The sequence below is a fragment of the Tumebacillus lipolyticus genome (genome assembly GCF_042682745.1).
Lineage (GTDB): Bacteria > Bacillota > Bacilli > Tumebacillales > Tumebacillaceae > Tumebacillus_A > Tumebacillus_A lipolyticus.
The window spans coordinates 260,599-281,946 of record NZ_JBHUIO010000009.1; the positions used below are offsets into that span (position 1 = coordinate 260,599).

Sequence of the window (21,348 nt, forward strand, 5' to 3'; positions counted from 1 at the left end):
TGCTTGGCGTATTCATAGACCCGCAATTTACTCAATGCGCTTCACCCCCGATAGTTTCCCCGGTCAATTGCATAATCCGGTGTGCGAAGCCGCGGTTCGTGATGACTAAAATCGCATTTTGTGCTTTCCCAACCGCGTGTCCAAGGCTCTCTTTGCTTCCGAGTTCCACGAGGGGAACTCCGTAGCTTTTGCATTTGTCCACATATTTTTTCTTGGCGTTCGCACCCGTATCGCATGCAATGATCGCTAGGGCTGCTTTACCGGAACGCACACTGGTCATGCAGGCATCATTTCCTGTTGTCAGAGCGCCCGCTCGCATCGCCAGTCCCAACAGATTATAGATCGGCTGTTCATTCATCCGGGCCTACCTCGTCCACCATGGCAAGATCTTTTGCCAACGTGTCGTAGATCTCTTCGGAAACTGATGTTTTCAGCGAGCGCTCCAGCGCCTTCTTCTTGCGTGCCGGCGATAAGCATTCCACCTTGCGGCAGATGTAGGAGCCTCGACCCGGCTTCTTGCCTGTCGGGTCGAGCTCCACCGTATTTTGCGTCTGATTAAACACGATGCGTATCAGCTCTCGCTTGGGCTTCATCTCTTGACAGCCCACGCACTTGCGAAGAGGGATCTTTTTCTGCAAGCTTGATCCCCTCCTTTTCCCTAGTCGCGCGCTTCTTCTTCCACTTCGGAAGCTTCTGCGTCATAATGTGTCGCCGAATCCTCCGCGAAGTGTTCATCGTCAGAAGAAGCAGCGCCCTGCGGCAACACATCGCCGTCTTCGCCAGCCTGTGTTTCGCTCTTGATGTCGATCTTCCAGGAGGTCAGCTTCGCAGCGAGTCGAGCATTTTGACCTTCCTTGCCGATCGCAAGCGACAGCTGGTAGTCTGGCACGATCACGCGCGCCACCTTGTTCTCCTCATCGATATCGACAGAGACGACCTTCGAAGGAGACAGCGCATTCGCAACAAACTCTTTCGGATCTTCGCTCCATTTGACGATGTCGATCTTCTCGCCTTTCAGCTCGCCGACGATCGCTTGCACGCGCATGCCGCGCGGGCCGACGCAGGAACCGACCGGATCGACTTCCGGGTTGCGAGAGAAGACGGCGATCTTCGAACGGTAGCCCGCTTCGCGAGCGACCGATTTCAACTCGACCACGCCTTCGTAGATCTCGGGAACCTCCAGCTCAAACAGCCGTTTGAGCAGGCCAGGGTGGGTGCGGGAGAGCATGATCTGCGGCCCCTTGGTCGTCTTCTCCACCTTGGTGATGTATGCCTTCACCCGATCGTTGTGCGTAAACTTCTCTGTCGGCATCACTTCGGTCAGCGGCAACACCGCTTCCACCTTGCCGAGATCCACGTAATAAAAACGGTTGTCCTGACGTTGCACAACACCGGTCACAATGTCATACTCGCGGTCAACGAACGTATTGTAGATCATGCCGCGCTCCGCTTCGCGGATGCGCTGGGTGACGACCTGCTTCGCAGTCTGTGCTGCGATGCGACCGAAGTCGCGCGGGGTGACCTCGATCTCTGCGATGTCGCCGATCTGAAAACCGGGGTCGATCTGTTCAGCAGCATCGAGCGAGATCTCAAGGCGCGGGTCGGTCGGCTCCTCGACGATCGTCTTGCGCGCGTATACTTTGACCAGACCGGTGTGACGGCTGACGTCGACTCGCACATTTTGAGCAGAGTTGAAGTTGCGCTTATAACCGGAGATCAGCGCAGCCTCGATCGCTTCGATCAGCAGGTCTTTGGAGATTCCCTTTTCACGCTCGATCTGCTCTAATGCATCAATAAACTCAGTATTCATAAGAATGGTCTCTCCTCCTTGCGAGAATGGCCGTTAAAACGTGACAGCCAGCCGGGCGGAAGCGATCAGCTCAAGCTTCAGCTCCTTGGCCGCTTTTGCCTCGCGCACAGTCAATCGCTCACCGTCGTACGCTTCCAGCACACCCTCGAACGTTTTCTGTCCATCAATCGGTTCATACGTTGTTATGTAAACATGTTTGCCGACCGCCCGCTCGTAATCGGCAGGCTTCTTCAAAGGTCTCTCCGCCCCTGGGCTCGAAACCTCTAAGAAATAGCTGGTCGGAATCGGATCTACTTCATCCAGCATGTCAGACAGCTTTTCGCTAACACGGCCGCAGTCGTCAATGTCCACGCCCTCCGGCTTGTCGATAAATACGCGCAGGAACCAGTTGGCACCTTCTTTTTTATACTCAACGTCGACAAGTTCGAGACCTTCACCCTCGACGATCGGGGTTGCGAGTTCTTCAACGATCTCCGTTACTTTGCGCTTCGTCATTCTATCCCTCCTTCAAAATCAGAGCAGATGTGCGTGTGTGAGAAATAGTATTTCCAAAGAGTGTACCTCGCGAAACACCCAGATAAACCGAAAGAGTGGGTCGCCCCACTCTTGTCGAATACCGTATTCCACATGATTGCCATACAAATTATAGCATGAACGGTGGTCTCACGCAAGACTAGAACAGGGAGAGCTGGTTGCTTTCCGGCAGTCCCTGCAAGCATCCGTGCGCTTCGAGCAGCTCGATCACCGTCTTGGAAACGCGAGACTTTTCCTGCAGGTCCTGAACGGAGAGGAACTCCCCCAACTTCGCCGCTTCTGCGATCGACTTGGCGGCCGACTCGCCGCATCCGGCGAGCGCTCCGAACGGAGGGCGCAGCCCGTTCTCTTCCTTGACGACGGTGAACTTGGTCGGCTCTGAGCGATAGAGGTCGAGCGGCAGGAATTTATAGCCGCGCGCCGTCATCTCACAGGCCATCTCCAACACCGTATGCAGCGCCTTCTCCTTCGGTGCTGCCTGGAAGCCTTTCGCTTCGATCTCTTCGATCTTCGCGACGATCGCATCATACCCTTTCCCCATCACTTCGAGATCGAAATCATCGGCGCGGACAGAGAAGTAGGTCGCATAGAATTCGAGCGGATGGTGCACCTTAAAATAGGCGATGCGCACCGCCATCAGCACGTATGCGGTAGCATGTGCCTTCGGGAACATGTATTTGATCTGCTTGCACGACCAAATGTACCAATCGGGCACTTTGTGCTTCTTCATCTCCTCTTCCATCTCTGCGGTCAGACCCTTCCCTTTTCGAACGCTCTCCATGATCTTGAAGGCGAATGATGGTTCAAGTCCTGCGTAGATCAGGTAGACCATGATGTCATCCCGACACCCGATCACATCTTTCAGCTTGCAAACGCCTTTTTGAATCAAGCTCTGCGCGTTGTTCAACCAGACGTCCGTCCCGTGGGACAGGCCGGAGATCTGCAGCAGTTCGGAGAAGGTGCTCGGCTTGGTGTCTTCGAGCATCTGCCGCACAAACTTCGTCCCGAACTCAGGGATGCCGAACGTGCCCGTCTTCGAGCGGATGCGCTCTGGCGTGACCGGATTGCTCGGATCGATCGTCAGCGCTTCCGTCCCTGCGAACAGCGACATGACCTGCGGATCATCTGTGGGAATCTTTTTCGGATCGAGTCCTGTCAAGTCTTGGAGCATCCGAATGACCGTCGGGTCATCGTGCCCGAGGATGTCGAGCTTCAGCAGGTTGTCATGGATGGAGTGAAAATCGAAGTGAGACGTCTTCCACTCTGCGTTCTTGTCATCGGCCGGAAACTGAATCGGACAGAAATCGTACACATCCATATATTCTGGAACGACGAGGATACCGCCCGGATGTTGTCCGGTCGTGCGCTTGATGCCCGTACAGCCGTGCACCAGCCTCGTCATCTCCGCGTTGCGCAGATTCCAGCCCTTCTCCTCCGCATATTTCTTCACGTAGCCGAACGCTGTCTTCTCCGCCACCGTCGCGATCGTACCTGCCCGGTACACATAATCCTCCCCGAACAACACCTTCGTGTAGCCGTGTGCTCGCGCTTGATATTCGCCCGAGAAGTTCAAGTCGATATCTGGCACCTTGTCCCCTTTGAAGCCGAGGAACGTCTCAAACGGAATGTCATGCCCGTCCTTTTCATACGCATGTCCGCAGCTGGAGCAGTTTTTATCCGGCAGGTCGAAGCCGGAGCCGACCGAACCGTCTGCGATAAATTCGCTGTGTTTACAGGATGGGCAGCGGTAGTGCGGAGGCAGCGGGTTGACCTCTGTGATGTCTGACATCGTGGCGACGAGCGAGGAGCCGACAGAACCCCGCGACCCGACGAGATAGCCATCGTCGAGCGATTTTTTGACGATCTTGTGCGAGATCAGATAGATGACTGCAAACCCGTGTTTAATGATCGAGTTCAGCTCTTTTTCCAATCGCTCCTCTACGATCGCCGGCAACTGGTTCCCATACAGGCTGTGCGCCTTTTCATAGCACATGTTGCGCATCTCGTCTTCCGCACCCTCGATCTTCGGCGTGTAGAGCTGATCTGGGATCGGGGAGACATCTTCGATCATGTCGGCAACCCGGTTGGTGTTGGTGACGACCACCTCTTCGGCAAGCTCTGGGCCGAGATAGTCGAACGCTTCCAACATCTCGTCTGTCGTCATGAAGTACAGCGGAGGTTGATCTCCTGCGTTCGCATCGTTTTGCGATTGCAAGAACACGTCTCGATAGATCGAGTCCTCCGGGTTGAGAAAGTGAACATCGCCCGTGGCGACGACCGGCTTGCCCATCTCCTTCCCGGCTTGAATGATCATCCGGTGGTACTCTTTGATCGACTCAAGCGAGGAGATCGACTCATTGCGCAGTAGCGGCTTGTAGTGCAGGAGCGGCTGAATTTCCAGATAGTCGTAAAACTCTGCCACTTCCTTCAATTCCTCTGGCGTCTTCCCGCGCAAGATCGAATCGAACACTTCCCCTTGCTGGCAGGCTGAGCCGATCAGCAAGCCTTCGCGATGCTTGGTGATCAAGCTTCTCGGCACTCGCGGGACGCGGAAAAAATATTTGGTGTGCGACTCGGAGATGATCTTGTACAAATTCTTCAGCCCGACCTTGTTTTGCACGAGGATCGTCGCATGGAAAGGGCGAACGCGGCTGTAATCGACCTGCCCATCGTTTTGATTCAGTTGGGACAGCGTCGCATACCCTTTGTCCGCCATGTCTTTCAACATGAATTGATAGATTTTGGCCAGCGCCACCGTATCATCGAGCGCGCGGTGCGCATTGACCAGATCGACATCGAACTTTTTGGCGATCGTCCCCAGGCGGTAGTTTCGTTCATGCGGGTAGATCTTGCGCGCGAGGGGCAGGGTGTCGAGCACAATATTCTGCCACGGCTCCATGCCAACCCGCTTGGCACATGCTTTCAAAAACCCGAGGTCGAACTCCGCATTGTGCGCGACCAGCACCGCATCTCCGACGAACGCTTTAAAATCGGGCAGCACCTCATGCAGTTTGCGCTTGCCCTTCACCATGTCGTTGGTGATGCGAGTCAGCTCGGTGATCTTGGCGGAGATCTGCACTTCCGGGTCGACCAGCTCCGTCCACTCCTCGATGATCTCTCGCCCGCGCATCTTGACAGCTGCGATCTCGATGATCGTGTTTTCCGCCGCGTTCAGACCTGTCGTCTCTGTGTCGAACACAACCCATTCTGTCGTTTCGTCGATGGAGAGATCGGTGCCATCCTTTAGCTGGTAGACGATCGCAGCACCGTCATCCACCACGTACGCTTCCACGCCGAGCAGACATTTCATATTGTTTTTCTTCGCTACGCTGTAAGCTTCCGGGAATGACTGCACAACACCGTGATCGGTGACCGCGATCGCCGTATGGCCCCATTTGGCCGCTTGGCCGTACAGGTCTTTCACAGGTGCGATGCCGTCGAGCGAGGACATCGGAGTGTGCAGATGCAGTTCCACCCGCTTTTTTTCACGGGTGTCCCTTCTCGTCGGAATCGGCTGCTCCGCCAGGTCTTGAATCATCAGCACGAGCTCTTTGGCAAACGTGTCAAACTGCACCGTGCCGCGGACTTTCAAGTACATGCCGTCCTTGAGCAGCTTGAGCACCTCCAACTGCTTATCCCCTTTGGCAAACGTCTTGCAGGAGATCGAGTCGGAGTTGTCGGTGATGTGAAAGGTGAACAGCGTGCGCCCTGAGGCGAGGTCGCGCGTCTCCACCGCGAAAATCCGCCCGAGCACCGTCACGCGGCGCATCTCATCTTGGATTTCCTTCAGGCGGGTTGGCTGATCATCGATCGGATAGCCGAGCTCCACCTTCTCCGGCGGTGCACCCTCTGCACCTTTGCTCCCTTTCAGCGCTTCTTGACGCTTCTCCTCTTCAGCAGCGACAGCCGCCTTCTGTCCCTCCAGACGATCCTGCTCTTCCACGAGCGTGCGGAAGCTTTCCAGCGCCTCGGTGCGCTTCGTTTCATCTGTGAAGAGCTGGACGATCAGCGGCAGGCTGAGATGTTCGTTCAACCATTGGGCGAGCTGTTCATCATACCGCTTCTGTCGCACGCGGTTGAGCACCACATCTGATGTCACCGGCACGCGGATTGAGCGACCGTCGAGCAGCAGCCGGTTCGCTTCTTTCAACTCCCCTTTGAGGGACATGTCGTCCCCGAGCACCTGGTCGACCGCGAACGACCAGTATTCGCGCGCCAGCTCTAACGGATCAAACTCGCCCGCTCCGTATTCGAATCGCAGTTGCGCAGTTTTGGCCACATTCGAAAAATAGGCGCGAAACGCATCTTGCACGCGCGCGTAGACGGCGACGGGCACTCTGCTCGGCAATTGAATCGATGCCTTTACCGATCGCTCCTGCCGATTGACGATCGCACGTCCTGCCATCTCTCCCCGGGCAAGCTCTTGCAAAACCGCTTCCTCTTGAATCCCTAAACGTTCGCAAAAAAAAGAGAGACTTTGCCCATTCACATCCACAAGACTCATAATGGGAAAACCCCCTCTCGTTATCAACATGTAGCAAGCAAAATGAAGCAAGCAAGCGCTAGCGGATCAACACTCGCATGATATCCCAGTACATCCTCATCCGCGCCTTGAAGCCGGAGAGCAGTCCGAGCTTCTCCTCTTTCATCTGGTGGGTCAGCCGATCGAGCTCCACTGCGGCCACCTTGAGACCGGACTGGCGAACATGGCGGTTCAGCGCCACCTCTACCCCATATCGAGCGCTTTCGATCAGCGGCAAGGATGTGAGCACTTCCCGTCGCAGCACACGCTGCCCTGTCAACGCAGGGGCCACGCGCTGTGCCCAATCTGTGGCCAGTCGTCCGGTGCCAAACAGGCCGAGCGACATCGCCGCATCGCCGTAAACGACAGGTTCGATCAGACTTCGCAGATGTACCTCGCGAAGTCCGATCAAATCTGCATCCAAGAGCATCACGTACGGATGGCGAGCTTGTTGCACGCCCGCCCAGATCGCAGCTCCTTTACCGCGATTCTGCTCAAAGCGGATCGATTCGACCGGGTACGATCTGATTTTATCATAAGTCCCGTCGAACGATCCGTCATCGACCACAACAATTTGTTGGAAATCGGGCATCTTCACAACAACATCGAGCACGCGTTCGATGTTGTTCACCTCATTGTAAGCAGGGATGATCAAGGTAAGCAGGGGGATCACTCCTCTAGCGGAAGTACCCTATCTCTCCTCCCCCTCGCTTCCGCCTCCTCACTGACCGAGCACGAGGCCGGTCACTTCTTCGAACGCTTTCTCGACAGACAGCTCGACCGACTCGCCCGTCTTGCGCACTTTAAATTCGACGATGCCTTCGCTCGCACGCTTGCCGACGGTGATGCGCAGCGGCAGGCCGATCAGATCCGAATCTTTGAACTTGACGCCCGGGCGCTCGTCGCGATCGTCGAGCAGCACATCGATGCCCTGCGCCTGCAGGCGGCGGTACAGATTTTCGGCGATCGCTACCTGCTCCGCATCCTTCACGTTGACCGGAATCACATGCACGTGGAACGGCGCGACTGCGATCGGCCAGATGATGCCGCTCTCATCGTTGTTTTGCTCGATGATCGCTGCCAAGCAGCGAGAGATGCCGATGCCGTAACAGCCCATGATCATCTCTTGCGATTTTTGGTTTTCATCCAGATAGGTCGCCCCGATCTTCGCCGAGTATTTTGTCCCCAGCTTAAAGATGTGACCGCATTCGATGCCGCGATGGAACTCCAGCGACCCTTCTGCGCAGTTCGGGCATCGATCGCCTTCGATCACGTTGCGGATATCAGCCACTTGATCGGGCGTGTAGTCGCGGCCGATCACCACGTTGGTGATGTGATAGTCGCGCTCGTTCGCTCCGGTGATCCCCGCTGTGACCTGTGCCGCTTCGCGGTCGACGATGATCTTGACACCGGTGAGGCCGACCGGACCGATAAAGCCGACCGGAGCGTTCAACGTTCTTTCGATCGTCGTGTCGTTTGCCAGCTCAAGGGTGGTAGCGGCGACGAGGTCTTTCAACTTGGTCTCATTGACATCATGATCGCCGCGCACAACCGCAACCACCGGCTCTCCATCTGCCAGATACACGATCGTCTTCAAGAAGCGAGAAGCTTCCAAGCTGAGCGATTCGACCAGTTGGTCGATCGTCTTGATGTCCTGCGTGTGCAGCTTTTCAGTTGCAGCGATTTCTTCAGAAGGTTGCAGCCCTGCAGCTTCATGTCCAGCCGCTTCCGCCTTTTCGAGGTTGGCCGCGTACTCGCAGTGCGAGCAAACTGCGATCGTGTCCTCCCCGACCTCTGCCATCGCCATGAACTCGTGGTTTTCACCCTCGCCGCCAATCGCGCCCGCGTTCGCTTCAACCGGGCGGAAGAACAGCCCGAGGCGGGTGAAGATGTTGTTGTACGCTTCATACATCGCCTTGTAGGTGACGTCCAAGTCGTCCCAAGAGGTATGGAACGAATACGCATCTTTCATCACAAACTCGCGCGCTCTCATCACGCCGAAGCGAGGACGGCGCTCGTCCCGATACTTTGTCTGAATTTGGAAGAGGTTGATCGGGAGCTTCTTGTAGGAGGAGACCTCCTGTTTGACCAACGTCGTGATCACTTCCTCATGCGTCGGCCCGAGCACGAAGTCGCGATCGTGGCGGTCGTGCAAGCGCACCAATTCAGGGCCGTAATCATCCCATCGCCCCGTCTGATGCCACAGCTCTGCCGGCTGCAAGGCGGAGAAGAGCAGCTCCTGTGCACCTGCGCGCTCCATCTCCTCCCGAACGATCTGCTCCGCTTTTTTCAATACGCGCAAACCGAGTGGCAAGTATGTATAGATCCCCGAGGCGAGTTGGCGGATCAGCCCCGCGCGCAACATCAGTCGGTGGCTGGTTATTTCCGCTTCTTTCGGCACTTCCCGCAATGTGGGCAAAATCATCTTGTTCTGGCGCATCTTATGTTCCTCCAAGTCTTGATAACATGATTCTTTATTGTAAGGTATTTCGTACCAAAACACAAAGTGAAATCTACCTGTGGAGCCTTTTGTAGCCCGCCTTTTCCCCTCTGCCATCGGTCAAAAAATCCCCGGACGCCAAAGTCCGGGGATTGGAACAACTTCGCTTATTTGGCTGTGATGCCACCGTCACAGACGATCGCGCTTCCTGTCATCGAGGACGATTCATCAGAGGCGAGAAACAGGTTGACATCGGCGATCTCCTCCGGGCGGATGACCCGGCCGATCGGCTGCACCTCTTCGATCGCCGCTTCGAGCACAGCGCGCCCTCCGAACAGGTCGTGGTGCGCATCGTTGATCGTGGTGTCCACCCAGCCAGGGCAGACGCAGTTGACTCTGATATTATCCTTCGCAAAGTCGAGCGCCATCTGCTTGGTCAGCATCAGGATGCCGCCTTTTGACGCGACATACGCGCTGAGCATCGGCTCGGCGACAAACGAGTTGGCCGATCCGGTGTTGATGATCGAACCGCCGCCGCACTTGATCATTTCTGGAATGCCGTATTTGGCGGTGAGAAACATCGACTTGACGTTCACAGCAAACGTCAAATCCCAAATCGACTCGTCCAGATCGACCACCGATCCAGGAATGTTGATCCCTGCGACATTGCAGATCACATGCAGAGCGCCGTACGTTTGGACGGCGTGTTGAATCAGCGCTTGTACATCGGAAGACTTGGCGATGTCCGCTTGGAAGAAGTCGCAGTCGAATCCCTCGTCGCGGATCTCCTGCGCGACAGCCGATCCTTTGTCCAACAGATCGGTCAGCACCACCTTCGCCCCTTCTCGCGCATACTTGCGGGCTGTGGCTGCGCCGATTCCTTGCGCTGCACCTGTGACGATCGCCACTTTATTTGCGAGCCTCATTCGCTCCTCCTCCTCTTCTTGATCTCTCTCATCTCGGTTTACACATCTCGCAGCGCGGGCGGCACCTCTTTGTAGCGATTCGATTTGAAATATCCGATGATCACCCCGATCACAACCCATGAGAACCCGAGCGCATAGGTCATCGCGTCAAACCCCAACCAGACGAAGAGCAAAATGCCAAATCCGATCAGCGGAAACAGCAGGTAGCTGAGGATCGCTTTCCACCCTCGCTCCTTCTTTCGAAAGAAGAAGTGGTAGATCACGGCGAGGTGCAGCACCATAAACGAGGTCAGCGCCCCAAAATTGACGTACATGATCAACGTCTTCACCTCGACAGATACTGCAATCACGATCGAGAGTAGAGCAACAAAACAGGTTGCGTTCGCTGGCGTTTGAAACTTCGGATGGATTCTGCCCAAAAAGTTGGAGAACGGCAACAGCTTGTCTCTGCCCATCGAATACAAGACGCGCGAAACGGCCGCCTGAACTGTCAAGGCGTTGGCGATGCCCACCGCAGCGACGCCCACCATGATCCAGATGTAATAGAGGAAGTCGCCGCCGACGATGCGCGTGATGTCGAAGAAAGCGAGATCTGGATGCAGGTTCGAATAATCGGGCTGCACCAGCGCCGCCAAAAAGGATTGCACGATGAACAGCACACCGATCAGAACCAGCGCGGTGATGGTCGCTCTGCCGACCGTCTTTTGCGGGCTTTTCACCTCTTCTGACAAGGTGGAGATCGAGTCAAAGCCTAAAAATCCAAGCACGGCGATCGAAGTTGCTGTCGCCAAAAACCCGAGGTCGACCTTCCCTGGCTGATAGAGCGGATCGACAGAAAATCCACCAACGCCGCCTCCATCGAGAAATACGTACTTGATCGCAAACCAGATGAAGAGTAAGACGACAAAAAGTTCAACGATCAGGAAGAGGATGTTCGTCTTCGCGGCCAGCGAGACCCCTCTGACGTTGATATATGTGTTTACTAACAAAAAGATAAGTACCCAGACAAGAGTGGGAACGGCAGGAAACACCCCAGCGATCCAAATGCTTGCAAAAGAATAAAGCAATGCTGGAACGAGGATATAGTCGATGATGATCAACCACCCCGTCACAAATCCGATGTGCGGATTCAATCCGCGCTGCACGAACGAGTACACAGACCCGGCAAACGGAAATTCTCTGCTCATCTTGCTATAGGACAGCGCCGTGAACAGCATGGCGACGATCCCGACCAGATAGACGAGCGGTGCCATGCCAAAACTGCTCGGAGCGATCATTCCATAGACTTGGGTGGGCGCGATCGGAAGCATGGTGATCAACCCGAAGATGACAAGATCTTTAAACGTAAGCGTTCGCTTGAGCTCCTGTTTGTAACCAAAGTTTGTGCCCGATTGCATGTCTAGCTGTGCCATTGGAAAACACCTCTTCCGCAAAGGATTTTTGGATACCCCCCCACAATGGAGTATTCAATGTGCTTCCACCTCCTTCCGGAATAATTGATTTAATCAAAATCTTCGAAATACAGTATAGTTGCTACCTCAAAACTAGTTCAATTCTAATATTCATTCATTATACATTAATATTCAAGCGTTGTAACTACTTATATGAGTAATTTCTCAGGAACTAAATTTCTGTTGCCAATTTGTTTCTATTCCTCATTATTTTCCCTTATCTTCTTTGGGTTCTTCGCTTACAATCGTCTTCACACTTGCTTCCTTACTGTACGGCCGATCGATGAGTTTACTTTTTGCCCGCTCTTGAACCAAGTCCTAATTGAGCGTTTTATCAGACTCATTAATTAATCGAGTATTTCTTATTTACTTTACTTCTGAGGCAATCTTTTTCGATCTCCAACTGTTTTTGACGCCCCCTTCGCCTCTCCATACGCTCCCAAACATTCTCGAAACCCTTGTGGTGACATCCTGCTCACTCCTTCGATCAGGGCATGCTGGCGAATGATCTGGCAACAAAAAAAGCGCTCAGACCGTTAGGTCTGAACGCTTTTCCTTGCCCGTTTATTTGAGCGAGCCGGTCAGCTCATACTGCTTTGCCAGCGCGTCAATCTCTTTTTTCAGTTCCTCTACCATCGTCGCTTCTGGGATCTTGCGGACGATCTCCCCGTGGCGGAACAGCAGCCCTTCCCCACGCGAGCCTGCAATCCCGATATCAGCTTCCCGCGCTTCGCCTGGGCCATTGACGGCACAACCGAGAACTGCGACTTTGATCGGCGCCTTGATTGTTGAGACGTAGTTCTCGATCTCATTGGCAATCGAGATCAGGTCGATCTCGATCCTGCCGCAAGTTGGGCAGGAGATCAGCGTGACCGCGTTCGATGCGAGCCCATAGCATTTCAGCAGTTCGCGCCCGACTTTGATCTCTTCCACCGGATCGGCGGACAGCGATACGCGCATCGTAGAGCCGATGCCCTTGGCCAGCAGCGCCCCCAGCCCGGCTGCACTTTTCACAGTTCCGGAGAAGATCGTACCCGCCTCGGTGATCCCGAGATGCAGCGGATAGTTGAAGCGCTCAGCCGCCAACGTATAGGCATCGATCGCCAGCGGTACATCGGACGCCTTCATCGAGATGATGATATCTTCAAAGCCGAGATCCTCAAGAATGCCCACATGAAGCTCGGCGCTTTCCAGCATCCCTTGCGCCGTTGGGTATCCATATTTATCCAATATGTGCTTTTCCAAGGAGCCGGCGTTCACCCCGATGCGGATCGGCACGCCTCGCTCTTTGCAAGCCTTGACAACCTCTTCGACCTTCTCGCGCTTGCCGATGTTCCCCGGATTGATCCGCACTTTGTCGATTCCATTTTCCACCGCTTTGACGGCCAGCTTATAGTCAAAGTGAATGTCAGCAACAAGCGGAATCGAAATCTGGCGTTTGATCTCTTTGATCGCTTCTGCCGCCTCCATGTTGTTTACGGTGACGCGCACGATCTGACATCCCGCATCTTCCAGCCGCTTGATCTGCTCGACGGTAGCTTTCACGTCGGCCGTCTTCGTCATGGTCATCGATTGCAACACAACAGAATCCGAACCGCCGATCGTCACATCGCCGACCTGAACCGGACGGGTCTTGGAACGATGAATCAACATACTTTCACTCTCCCATTTCATTGTCGTGGTGCCTTCGAGAGATCCTAAGTCAATTGTACCAGCAACCGCTCGATTCGTACACGCACCTCGTCTGGCAGAACGCCTTGCAGAGCCCGATACAACAGGTCAGGTCGCGCAAGCCCACTTTTTTGAAAGTGCGATTCGATCAGTTCTGCCCGTTGCGCTTTCTGCGGATAGAGCTGATAGGTCACATACCAGTCCTCAAGCGAAGACAGTGGAATCTCCAGATCGCCGAGCGCTACAGTTCCTGAGATCGAATCTGTATCGAACACCTGCTCGTACACGCCTTGCAAGTGCTCGATTCGGTAGCCAGCGATCAGATCGACGTCCACCCCTGACAGGCGATGCTGTGAAAAGTGTCGAGAACAGAACGGCGCCTTCGCTTGGCTCACTTCGCCAACTCCCAGCTCCCGCATCAGGCGCAGAGCACGCTCTGCCGATCGCATGGAGACGAGCAGATCCAAGTCGCGAGCCGAATCGACGATCTTATGCGCGAGGAGCAGGCGTGAACCGCCTACTCCCCATGTGATCCCCGCCTCTGTGAAAGCGGAAGCGATCTGAAACAGCGCTCGATCTAGGCTGTTGTTCAGCATCATCTCATCTCCAGCGCCCGAATCACTTCACGCGCCGTCTCGCGCGCCCATGCGTCCGCTTCCAACACCTGGTCGAGGCTCGGGTAGGAGGTCAGCTTGTGGCGATCCATCACGCGCTCAACCGTCTTCTCGATATCGAGAAACCCGATCTTTCCTGCGCGAAACATCTCGTTTGCCACCTCGTTGGCCGCATTGAGGACCGTTGGCATCGAGCCGCCAGCTCGCCCCGCTTCGAAGCATATCCGCAAAAGGGGGAAGCGATCAAAGTCAGGTTCCACAAAGTGTAGCTTTCCAACTTCTAGCAGCCGAAGTCGCTTATATTGCCCGGGCAATCGATGCGGATACCCGAGCGCATATTGAATGGGGATGCGCATGTCGGGCGAGCCGAGCTGCGCCATCACCGAGCCGTCGACAAACTCAACCAGCGAGTGGATGATGCTCTCAGGATGAACCAACACGTCGATTCGCTCATACGGCATATCGAACAGCCAATGCGCCTCGATCACTTCCAACCCTTTGTTCATCAGAGTCGCTGAGTCGATGGTGATCTTGGCACCCATCGCCCAGTTCGGATGATTTAAAGCTCCTGCTACCGTTGCGACCGCCATCTCCTCGCGCGTCTTGTCGCGGAACGATCCGCCAGAAGCGGTGATCAGCAAGCGGTCGACATCGACGGAGCGCTCACGGTGCAAGCATTGGTAGATCGCCGAATGCTCGCTATCGACCGGCAGGATATGGCATCCTTTCGAACGCGCGAGATCCATGACCAGATGGCCGGCAGCGACCAGCGTCTCTTTGTTTGCTAGCGCGATATGCTTGCCCGCTTCCAGCGCTTTTATCGTCGGCAACAGTCCGACCGCACCAACCACCGCCGTCACCACGATCTCCACATCAGGATGGGTGGCAGCGGCGATCAAGCCTTCTTGGCCGACCATCACATTCACGCGATCGCCAAAGCGATCGCGCACAAGAGCACGTCCAGCCTCGTCTGCGACGCTGACCAGCTCTGGATTAAACTGTTCGATCTGCTCGATCAGCAGATCGGTGTTGCGCCCTGCTGCCAAACATGCGACCCGAAACTCTTCCGGGTGCGCTGCGACAACCTCTAAAGTCATCGTGCCGACCGAACCGGTCGAACCTAACAATGATATCTTTCGAGACATTCAGTCACCTCAGATCTGGTGCATTCCCGCTACTATATGATCCCAAGCATCCAGTAATACGCCAGGGGAGCGCTGAAGATCAGCGAGTCAAACCGATCGAGCACGCCGCCATGACCTGGCAAGAGCGTCCCAGAATCTTTGACGTCAAGCGATCGCTTCAAACCCGATTCGACAAAGTCCCCTAGCTGTCCAACAACAGAAAGCACAGCAGACATCAACAGCCACGGCCAGAGCGGCAGTTCGTACATCGCGGCAAACACGATGCCGACGAGCATCGCACCAACCACGCCGCCGACCGAACCAGACACCGTCTTGTTCGGTGAGATGGCCGGCCAGATCTTCGGTCCTTTCAGCGCGCGCCCGACAAAATAGGCGAACGAATCGCTCGACCACATCAAAAGCAACAGGAACAGGAAGTAGCGCAGACCAAGCCCGTCGTCGATGCGCAACATGATCGCGCATTGAAACGCGAGGCCGACATAAAGCGTCCCCGCAAACAGATAGGTCATATCTTGAAAGGTGTAGCGATTCCTGCTCACCACACTGATCGTCAGAAAGCTGAACAGGACGAGGATGAGCCAAAAAATCGAAATCGAGTCGGGGGCCGCAGAAAGCGCCCATGACTCGCGCCATAGCGGGTGTGTGGCCAGGCCAAGCGTCACGAGGTATCCAAGCAAGGCCGGGGCGGAAAACGTGCCAAAACCGCGCATTTTCACCAGCTCGCGAAATGCCAAGCCGGCGAGCAGCGCAAGAACTAACTGAAACGGCACTCCGCCATACCAGACAATGCCTAAGAGTAGGGTCCCACCGATCACGCCGGTCAGGACTCGTTGGTATAACATGAGCTTCCTCCTCTATTTGAGTCCACCGAACCGCCGACCCCGCCCTTGAAACTCGCGGATCGCATGGAAGAAATCTTCCCGTTTAAAGTCGGGCCAAAACATGTCGGTAAACCAAAACTCTGTGTAGGCCGACTGCCAGAGCAGAAAGTTTGACAAGCGCACTTCTCCCGATGTGCGAATCAACAGGTCAGGATCGGGAAGCCCGTCGGTCAACAGCGAGCGCTCCATCACCTGCTCGTCGATCTCGTCCACCGCAAGCGTGCCGTCCACCACATCTTGCGCAATCTTTTTCACAGCGTGAAGTATCTCAGAACGACTGCCATAGTTGAGCGCGATGTTCAAGATCAGACCGGTGTTGTCCTTCGTCTTTCGCTCCGCATCCTGCACTACTTTCCGAGTGTGCTCAGGAAGTCGATCGATGTAGCCGAGAATGCGAATCTGGCAGTTTCTTTTCATCAGCGTTTCCAGTTCTAAGCGCAAAAACTCTTCTGGCAACCGCATCAAGAAATCGACCTCATCGGTGGGTCGCTTCCAGTTTTCTGTTGAGAACGCATATAGTGTCAAGACCTTGACCCCGATGTCGTCAGCAGCTGTGGTGATCTCTTTTACAGCCTGCATCCCCGCTCGGTGGCCGGCGATGCGCGGCAAGCCACGCCTTTTGGCCCAACGTCCGTTCCCATCCATGATGATGGCTACGTGGTTTGGCACGCTGTCCATAACGATCCCATGTTCATCTTTCATTTCTGTCGGCGCTTTCTGAAAAAAGCGAATGAGTCGTCGTAGCATACAGGATGTCCCCCACGTCAAAAATACCCCCCTCTTGCCAAGGGGGGCGACGGTTTTATACTTCCATGATTTCCTGCTCTTTCGATGCAAGCAACTTGTCAATTTCCCCGATGTAACGATCTGTTTCCTTCTGGACTTTCTCCTGCGTGCGACGGCTCTCATCTTCGGAGATGTCGCCGCTTTTCTCCAGCTTCTTCAGTTCGTCATTTATGTCGCGGCGAATGTTGCGGATCGCAACGCGCCCTTCTTCTGACATCTTCTTCACTTGCTTAACCAAGTCAAGTCGACGCTGCTCGGTCAACTGCGGAATCGCGATGCGGATCACCGATCCATCATTGGTCGGAGTCAACCCCAGATCAGCCTTGGTGATCGCTTTTTCGATGTCTGACAACGTTCCTTTGTCCCACGGCTGGATAACCAGCATGCGCGGCTCCGGTGCAGAAACGTTTGCTACCTGGTTGATCGGCATTACGCTGCCGTAATATTCGACTTGTACACGGTCCAAAAGCGCCGGCGTAGCACGGCCGGCACGCACGGTCGCAAACTCGCGCTTGACGCTCCCGATCCCTTTTTCCATGCGATCATTCATGCTTTTCAACAATTCATTGACCATCTACTATTCACCCCTCAACAATTGTTCCGATCTCTTCGCCGAGGATCGCTCGTTTGATATTGCCTTCTTCCGATAGGTTGAACACAACGATCGGAATCTTGTTATCCATACACAGTGTGATCGCCGTCGTGTCCATGACACCGAGCCCTTTGTTCAGCACATCCATATAGGTGAGCTTTTGAAACTTAGACGCGGTCGCCACTTTTTTCGGGTCAGCATCATATACGCCATCCACATTGTTTTTCGCCATGAGGATGACTTCTGCTTCGATCTCCGCAGCCCGCAGCGCTGCTGTTGTGTCTGTTGAGAAATAAGGGTTGCCTGTACCAGCAGCAAAAATGACGACACGATTTTTTTCTAAGTGCCGGATCGCCCGGCGTCTTATGTATGGTTCAGCCACTTGACGCATTTCAATGGATGTCTGTACACGTGTGTCCACACCGACGTTTTCGAGTGCATCTTGCAGGGCGAGCGCATTGAGCACAGTCGCCAGCATCCCCATGTAGTCTGCCGTCGCACGATCCATACCTTGCTTGCTTCCAGCGACGCCACGCCAAATGTTGCCACCGCCTACAACGACCGCTACCTGTGCACCCAGTTCGACAATATCGCGAATCTGATGAGCTACCGAGGAGATGACGCCTGCTGTGATCCCATATCCGGCCTCACCAGCAAGTGCCTCACCGCTTAATTTGAGAATGACACGCTTATATTTTGGCAGAAGCATTGCCTATCCTCCAATACAGTAGTTTCTACGTGATGTATCCATTTCCTGCCTTGGCTTGAAAAAAGGGAACACGGAAAGTGTTCCCTTCGGTCGCCCTAAAATTGCACCTTACTTCTTCACTTGGCTCATAACTTCTTCTACGAAGTTATCAACCTTCTTCTCAAGACCTTCACCCATCTCCCAGCGAACGAAGCGGCGGATGTTGATGTTCTCACCGATTTTGGAGATCTTTTCTTTTACGATCGTCTCGATCGTCTTATCCGGATCTTTGACGAACTCTTGCTCAAGCAGGCAGTTCTCTTTGAAGTACTTTTGAACGCGGCCTTCGACCATCTTGTCAACGATGTTCGCCGGCTTGCCTTCGTTGAGAGCTTGTGCGCGCAGAATTTCTTTCTCGTGCTCGATCACTTCTGGCGAAACTTCTTCGCGGGACAGATATGTAGGCTTCGCAGCCGCGATGTGCATCGCGATGTCGCGCACGAAGGATTTGAAGTCTTCGTTTTTCGCTACAAAGTCAGTTTCGCAGTTGATCTCAAGCAGTACGCCGATCTTGCCGCCAGCGTGGATGTAAGATTCCACGAGGCCTTCCGCAGCGATCCGGCCAGATTTTTTCGCAGCTGCTGCCAGACCTTTTTCACGCAGGAAGTCGATCGCTTTTTCCATATCTCCGTTGGTTTCAACAAGAGCTTTTTTACAGTCCATCATGCCTGCGCCAGTTTTTTCGCGCAATTCTTTTACGAGGTTTGCAGAAATGGTCATGTCATTTCCCTCCTTGATTGTATCATACCCATGATTAGAAGAGTGTTTTCCTAAATCGAGTAGGTAAAAAGGGTGGTTAGGGCAAAACACCCTAAGGCCACCCTCTCAAAGACTACTCGTTGATGTTATCTTCGCCTTGACGACCTTCCAGGATCGCGTCAGCAATCTTGCCGGTGAGCAGTTTCACCGCGCGGATTGCATCGTCGTTGCCCGGAATTACGTAGTCGATCTCGTCCGGATCGCAGTTGGTGTCAACGATCGCAACGATCGGGATGCCCAGTTTGCGCGCTTCAGCAACCGCGATGCGCTCTTTGCGCGGGTCGATGATGAACAGCGCGCCCGGGAGACCCTTCATGTCCTTGATACCGCCCAAGAACTTCTCAAGACGCTCCATTTCCTTCTTCAGAATGATAACTTCTTTCTTCGGAAGTACTTCAAAAGTGCCGTCTTGCTCCATTTGCTCAAGCTTTTTCAGACGGTTGATACGCTTTTGAATGGTGGAGAAGTTGGTCAGCGTGCCGCCCAGCCAACGTTGGTTCACGAAGAACTGGCCTGCGCGCTCCGCTTCTTCCTTCACAGAGTCTTGAGCTTGCTTCTTGGTGCCGACAAAGAGAAGGTCTTTGCCCTCAGCAGCCAGATCGCGTACAAAGTTGTACGCTTCTTCAACCTTCTTTACAGTCTTTTGAAGGTCGATGATGTAGATGCCGTTACGTTCGGTGAAGATGTAGCGAGACATTTTCGGGTTCCAACGACGGGTCTGATGACCGAAGTGGACGCCTGCCTCAAGCAGTTGCTTCATGCTGATGATCGCCATGATCGTCAGCCTCCTCTCAAAATGGTTTTTTCCTCCGCCGCCGTCAATCCGTTTCGACACTCACCCCGCGGGCCAGCACCTTCGAAACAGTCAGGCAGACGTGTGTTGTGTTTTCACACCGAGAATTAATATAGCACACGTTACATTCATGTGCAAGAGATTCCAGCCATTTCGCTAATGTCTTGGCGATTTTTTTGCTCGGATCGCACGCTCTCGATCGACGTTGCAGGCAACGACCCACCAACATAAAAATAGGCTGAGCGAATTCGAATTCGCTCAGCCTATTTTTACATAACAAAATCCGCCTCAGTTTGAAGGCGGTGTCGCAATCGCTTTTAGCACATCTTTCGGGTTGGAGTTTTTCTTCAATTCATATGCGCCGGAGCGAATCGGATTGGACCATTCTCCGCGGGAAGCGATAAACCCATTGCCATCTGAGATCACGCCTGCCGCCTGCAGAAGGATGGCGACATCTGTCGTGCCCATGCCTGGCTGAATATAGACGAACACGCTGTCAGAAGCGCCCTGTTGCGCCTGCGCTTCCTTCTGCTGTGCTGCCTGCTGCTGCGCTCCTTTTTCCTCTGCCGATGTGAGCTGTTGCTGGTACTCCTCTTTCTTCAGCACGACCAGCCCTGCTTGTTCGGCCTCCGCTCGCCAATCTGAGCTTGGCGGCGCTTGCACCGTCTGCTGCGAGCCTGCTGCCTGATCGGCCAGCCATTCACCGCCCGCGCCGATGATCAGCGTGGCTGCGATCATGCCGGTGCCCAGACCGAGAAAGAACTTCCGAGCGTCCATCAGTCTTCACCCCGCTTGGCGAGCTCGATGACGAGCATGATCTCCCCGATTCCGATCCCCGTCTCCCTCGCGATCTGTTCAGGAGTATAGCCATGTCGCGCGAAATCGAGCACAGGAGCATATTTATCATTCGCTGTGAAAGCCGGTCGCTCTTGGCCTTCTGTGCGCGACGACGATGTCGCAGCCAAGGGGGGAACAACAGCTTGCAAGTGCGGAACTCCCTGCGCAGGCACCGCTTTAGCGCCAGCCGATGCTGCGAGCATCGCCTCCAGCTCTTCTACGCGAGCTTCCAAGCTGCGAATCGAATCCTCTCGCTCAGCCGCCCGCTGTTTTTGTTCGATCGAAAGCTGTGTGAATTTCTCCAGCAGTGTATGATGGTCACGCTCAAGATCGTTCATGAAGCTTTCGATCAGCTCTTTCATTTCCTGATCAGCCACGACTTGCGAGTTCGCAGGCGGCTGCGTTTGCGGAAGCGGCATTTGTTTGGTGCGGGTGAGCGCGAATAAGACGAGCGCGACGCCGATCAGTGCTACGTAAAGATAGAGTTGATTCATCAGGTACCGTCCTCGCTCTCCTTACAACTTGATGTCCAAGCGATGCCCCTTATACGGATGGGGAGCTGCTTCCTCTCGTTCCGGTTCTGGGTGCCCGTGGCCTTGCTTGCGCTCTCGCCTCTGCTTGCCTTCCTGCCCATCTTGGAGCTCTGCGCGCGCGTTCTCCTCAGATGCGATCACCGTCTGTTCTGCACGCTCTGTTCGGTCTGCTAACGATTCCGAGTTCATTGCGCCTGCCAAAGTGGATTGGTGTTGCTGGTTTTGCATAAGCCTGCTGTGTTCGACCGTTCTTGGCACCGCGACTTGCAATTCCACCGCTTTGAGCGACATGATCGCACCTCCTGG

At 54.6% G+C, this 21,348-nt stretch carries 21 protein-coding genes; all 21 read right to left on the bottom strand.

Going from position 1 to position 21,348, the window contains the following annotated elements:
* Nucleotides 1-31: 31 nt before the first annotated feature.
* The 21 genes from ACFSOY_RS15170 to ACFSOY_RS15270 all read right to left on the bottom strand — a co-directional run bounded on the left by ACFSOY_RS15170 (nt 32) and on the right by ACFSOY_RS15270 (nt 21,333).
* A complete protein-coding gene (locus tag ACFSOY_RS15170) occupies nt 32-358 on the bottom strand; it encodes a L7Ae/L30e/S12e/Gadd45 family ribosomal protein (protein WP_386048005.1) in 327 nt (108 codons plus the stop codon).
* On the bottom strand, nt 351-638 hold the full coding sequence (rnpM, locus tag ACFSOY_RS15175) for an RNase P modulator RnpM (RefSeq protein ID WP_386048007.1): 288 nt from the start codon (nt 636-638) through the stop codon (nt 351-353). The genes ACFSOY_RS15170 and rnpM overlap by 8 nt, the downstream gene beginning before the upstream one ends.
* A 20-nt stretch (nt 639-658) precedes the next feature.
* A complete protein-coding gene (gene nusA / locus ACFSOY_RS15180; protein WP_386048009.1) occupies nt 659-1,810 on the bottom strand; it encodes a transcription termination factor NusA in 1,152 nt (383 codons plus the stop codon).
* Nucleotides 1,811-1,843: 33 nt separating this feature from the next.
* A complete protein-coding gene (gene rimP, locus ACFSOY_RS15185) occupies nt 1,844-2,305 on the bottom strand; it encodes a ribosome maturation factor RimP (protein WP_386048010.1) in 462 nt (153 codons plus the stop codon).
* Nucleotides 2,306-2,483: 178 nt separating this feature from the next.
* Nucleotides 2,484-6,848 carry a PolC-type DNA polymerase III gene (locus ACFSOY_RS15190; protein WP_386048012.1) on the bottom strand — a complete coding sequence of 1,455 codons (4,365 nt, stop codon included), beginning with the start codon at nt 6,846-6,848 and terminating at the stop codon, nt 2,484-2,486.
* A gap of 58 nt (nt 6,849-6,906) precedes the next feature.
* Nucleotides 6,907-7,539 (bottom strand): glycosyltransferase family 2 protein, encoded by a 633-nt coding sequence (locus ACFSOY_RS15195; protein ID WP_386048014.1) that lies wholly within the window; start codon nt 7,537-7,539, stop codon nt 6,907-6,909.
* Between the two features lie 48 nt (nt 7,540-7,587).
* Nucleotides 7,588-9,306, bottom strand: coding sequence for a proline--tRNA ligase (locus ACFSOY_RS15200; protein ID WP_386048016.1), 1,719 nt, complete (start codon nt 9,304-9,306; stop codon nt 7,588-7,590).
* Nucleotides 9,307-9,473: 167 nt separating this feature from the next.
* The gene (locus ACFSOY_RS15205; protein WP_386048018.1) at nt 9,474-10,232 is read right to left on the bottom strand and encodes an SDR family NAD(P)-dependent oxidoreductase; all 759 of its coding nucleotides are present in this window, start codon (nt 10,230-10,232) and stop codon (nt 9,474-9,476) included.
* A 38-nt stretch (nt 10,233-10,270) separates the two neighbouring features.
* Nucleotides 10,271-11,644 (bottom strand): APC family permease, encoded by a 1,374-nt coding sequence (locus ACFSOY_RS15210; RefSeq protein ID WP_386048020.1) that lies wholly within the window; start codon nt 11,642-11,644, stop codon nt 10,271-10,273.
* Nucleotides 11,645-12,247: 603 nt separating this feature from the next.
* On the bottom strand, nt 12,248-13,336 hold the full coding sequence (gene ispG / locus ACFSOY_RS15215) for a flavodoxin-dependent (E)-4-hydroxy-3-methylbut-2-enyl-diphosphate synthase (RefSeq protein ID WP_386048021.1): 1,089 nt from the start codon (nt 13,334-13,336) through the stop codon (nt 12,248-12,250).
* Nucleotides 13,337-13,380: 44 nt separating this feature from the next.
* Nucleotides 13,381-13,950, bottom strand: a complete 570-nt coding sequence (locus ACFSOY_RS15220; protein WP_386048023.1) for a nucleotidyltransferase domain-containing protein — start codon at nt 13,948-13,950, stop codon at nt 13,381-13,383.
* Nucleotides 13,950-15,113 carry a 1-deoxy-D-xylulose-5-phosphate reductoisomerase gene (locus ACFSOY_RS15225; protein WP_386048025.1) on the bottom strand — a complete coding sequence of 388 codons (1,164 nt, stop codon included), beginning with the start codon at nt 15,111-15,113 and terminating at the stop codon, nt 13,950-13,952. The genes ACFSOY_RS15220 and ACFSOY_RS15225 overlap by 1 nt, the downstream gene beginning before the upstream one ends.
* Before the next feature lie 32 nt (nt 15,114-15,145).
* Entirely contained in the window at nt 15,146-15,955 is an 810-nt protein-coding gene (locus ACFSOY_RS15230; protein WP_386048027.1) for a phosphatidate cytidylyltransferase, read from the bottom strand.
* A gap of 12 nt (nt 15,956-15,967) precedes the next feature.
* Nucleotides 15,968-16,741 carry an isoprenyl transferase gene (locus ACFSOY_RS15235; protein WP_386048028.1) on the bottom strand — a complete coding sequence of 258 codons (774 nt, stop codon included), beginning with the start codon at nt 16,739-16,741 and terminating at the stop codon, nt 15,968-15,970.
* A gap of 55 nt (nt 16,742-16,796) precedes the next feature.
* A complete protein-coding gene (frr, locus tag ACFSOY_RS15240) occupies nt 16,797-17,354 on the bottom strand; it encodes a ribosome recycling factor (protein WP_386048030.1) in 558 nt (185 codons plus the stop codon).
* 7 nt (nt 17,355-17,361) lie between these two features.
* Nucleotides 17,362-18,081, bottom strand: a complete 720-nt coding sequence (pyrH, locus tag ACFSOY_RS15245) for a UMP kinase (protein ID WP_386048032.1) — start codon at nt 18,079-18,081, stop codon at nt 17,362-17,364.
* A gap of 108 nt (nt 18,082-18,189) precedes the next feature.
* Nucleotides 18,190-18,840 carry a translation elongation factor Ts gene (gene tsf, locus ACFSOY_RS15250; RefSeq protein WP_386048364.1) on the bottom strand — a complete coding sequence of 217 codons (651 nt, stop codon included), beginning with the start codon at nt 18,838-18,840 and terminating at the stop codon, nt 18,190-18,192.
* 112 nt (nt 18,841-18,952) lie between these two features.
* Complete coding sequence (gene rpsB / locus ACFSOY_RS15255) at nt 18,953-19,654, bottom strand: 30S ribosomal protein S2 (protein ID WP_386048034.1); 702 nt, start codon at nt 19,652-19,654, stop codon at nt 18,953-18,955.
* A gap of 306 nt (nt 19,655-19,960) precedes the next feature.
* Nucleotides 19,961-20,449 carry an MltG/YceG/YrrL family protein gene (locus ACFSOY_RS15260; RefSeq protein WP_386048036.1) on the bottom strand — a complete coding sequence of 163 codons (489 nt, stop codon included), beginning with the start codon at nt 20,447-20,449 and terminating at the stop codon, nt 19,961-19,963.
* The gene (locus tag ACFSOY_RS15265) at nt 20,449-21,003 is read right to left on the bottom strand and encodes a DUF6115 domain-containing protein (RefSeq protein WP_386048038.1); all 555 of its coding nucleotides are present in this window, start codon (nt 21,001-21,003) and stop codon (nt 20,449-20,451) included. The genes ACFSOY_RS15260 and ACFSOY_RS15265 overlap by 1 nt, the downstream gene beginning before the upstream one ends.
* Nucleotides 21,004-21,024: 21 nt before the next feature.
* Nucleotides 21,025-21,333 (bottom strand): hypothetical protein, encoded by a 309-nt coding sequence (locus ACFSOY_RS15270; RefSeq protein WP_386048040.1) that lies wholly within the window; start codon nt 21,331-21,333, stop codon nt 21,025-21,027.
* Nucleotides 21,334-21,348: the final 15 nt, after the last annotated feature.

Excerpts from the sequence above, each read along its gene's own strand:
- ACFSOY_RS15170 (WP_386048005.1), bottom strand. The coding sequence starts at position 358 with ATGAATGAACAGCCGATCTATAATCTGTTGGGACTGGCGATGCGAGCG.
- nusA (WP_386048009.1), bottom strand. The coding sequence starts at position 1,810 with ATGAATACTGAGTTTATTGATGCATTAGAGCAGATCGAGCGTGAAAAG.
- rimP (WP_386048010.1), bottom strand. The coding sequence starts at position 2,305 with ATGACGAAGCGCAAAGTAACGGAGATCGTTGAAGAACTCGCAACCCCG.
- ACFSOY_RS15190 (WP_386048012.1), bottom strand. The coding sequence starts at position 6,848 with ATGAGTCTTGTGGATGTGAATGGGCAAAGTCTCTCTTTTTTTTGCGAA.
- ACFSOY_RS15200 (WP_386048016.1), bottom strand. The coding sequence starts at position 9,306 with ATGCGCCAGAACAAGATGATTTTGCCCACATTGCGGGAAGTGCCGAAA.
- ACFSOY_RS15205 (WP_386048018.1), bottom strand. The coding sequence starts at position 10,232 with ATGAGGCTCGCAAATAAAGTGGCGATCGTCACAGGTGCAGCGCAAGGA.
- ACFSOY_RS15210 (WP_386048020.1), bottom strand. The coding sequence starts at position 11,644 with ATGGCACAGCTAGACATGCAATCGGGCACAAACTTTGGTTACAAACAG.
- ispG (WP_386048021.1), bottom strand. The coding sequence starts at position 13,336 with ATGTTGATTCATCGTTCCAAGACCCGTCCGGTTCAGGTCGGCGATGTG.
- ACFSOY_RS15220 (WP_386048023.1), bottom strand. The coding sequence starts at position 13,950 with ATGCTGAACAACAGCCTAGATCGAGCGCTGTTTCAGATCGCTTCCGCT.
- ACFSOY_RS15225 (WP_386048025.1), bottom strand. The coding sequence starts at position 15,113 with ATGTCTCGAAAGATATCATTGTTAGGTTCGACCGGTTCGGTCGGCACG.
- ACFSOY_RS15230 (WP_386048027.1), bottom strand. The coding sequence starts at position 15,955 with ATGTTATACCAACGAGTCCTGACCGGCGTGATCGGTGGGACCCTACTC.
- ACFSOY_RS15235 (WP_386048028.1), bottom strand. The coding sequence starts at position 16,741 with ATGCTACGACGACTCATTCGCTTTTTTCAGAAAGCGCCGACAGAAATG.
- frr (WP_386048030.1), bottom strand. The coding sequence starts at position 17,354 with ATGGTCAATGAATTGTTGAAAAGCATGAATGATCGCATGGAAAAAGGG.
- pyrH (WP_386048032.1), bottom strand. The coding sequence starts at position 18,081 with ATGCTTCTGCCAAAATATAAGCGTGTCATTCTCAAATTAAGCGGTGAG.
- tsf (WP_386048364.1), bottom strand. The coding sequence starts at position 18,840 with ATGACCATTTCTGCAAACCTCGTAAAAGAATTGCGCGAAAAAACTGGC.
- rpsB (WP_386048034.1), bottom strand. The coding sequence starts at position 19,654 with ATGGCGATCATCAGCATGAAGCAACTGCTTGAGGCAGGCGTCCACTTC.
- ACFSOY_RS15260 (WP_386048036.1), bottom strand. The coding sequence starts at position 20,449 with ATGGACGCTCGGAAGTTCTTTCTCGGTCTGGGCACCGGCATGATCGCA.
- ACFSOY_RS15265 (WP_386048038.1), bottom strand. The coding sequence starts at position 21,003 with ATGAATCAACTCTATCTTTACGTAGCACTGATCGGCGTCGCGCTCGTC.
- ACFSOY_RS15270 (WP_386048040.1), bottom strand. The coding sequence starts at position 21,333 with ATGTCGCTCAAAGCGGTGGAATTGCAAGTCGCGGTGCCAAGAACGGTC.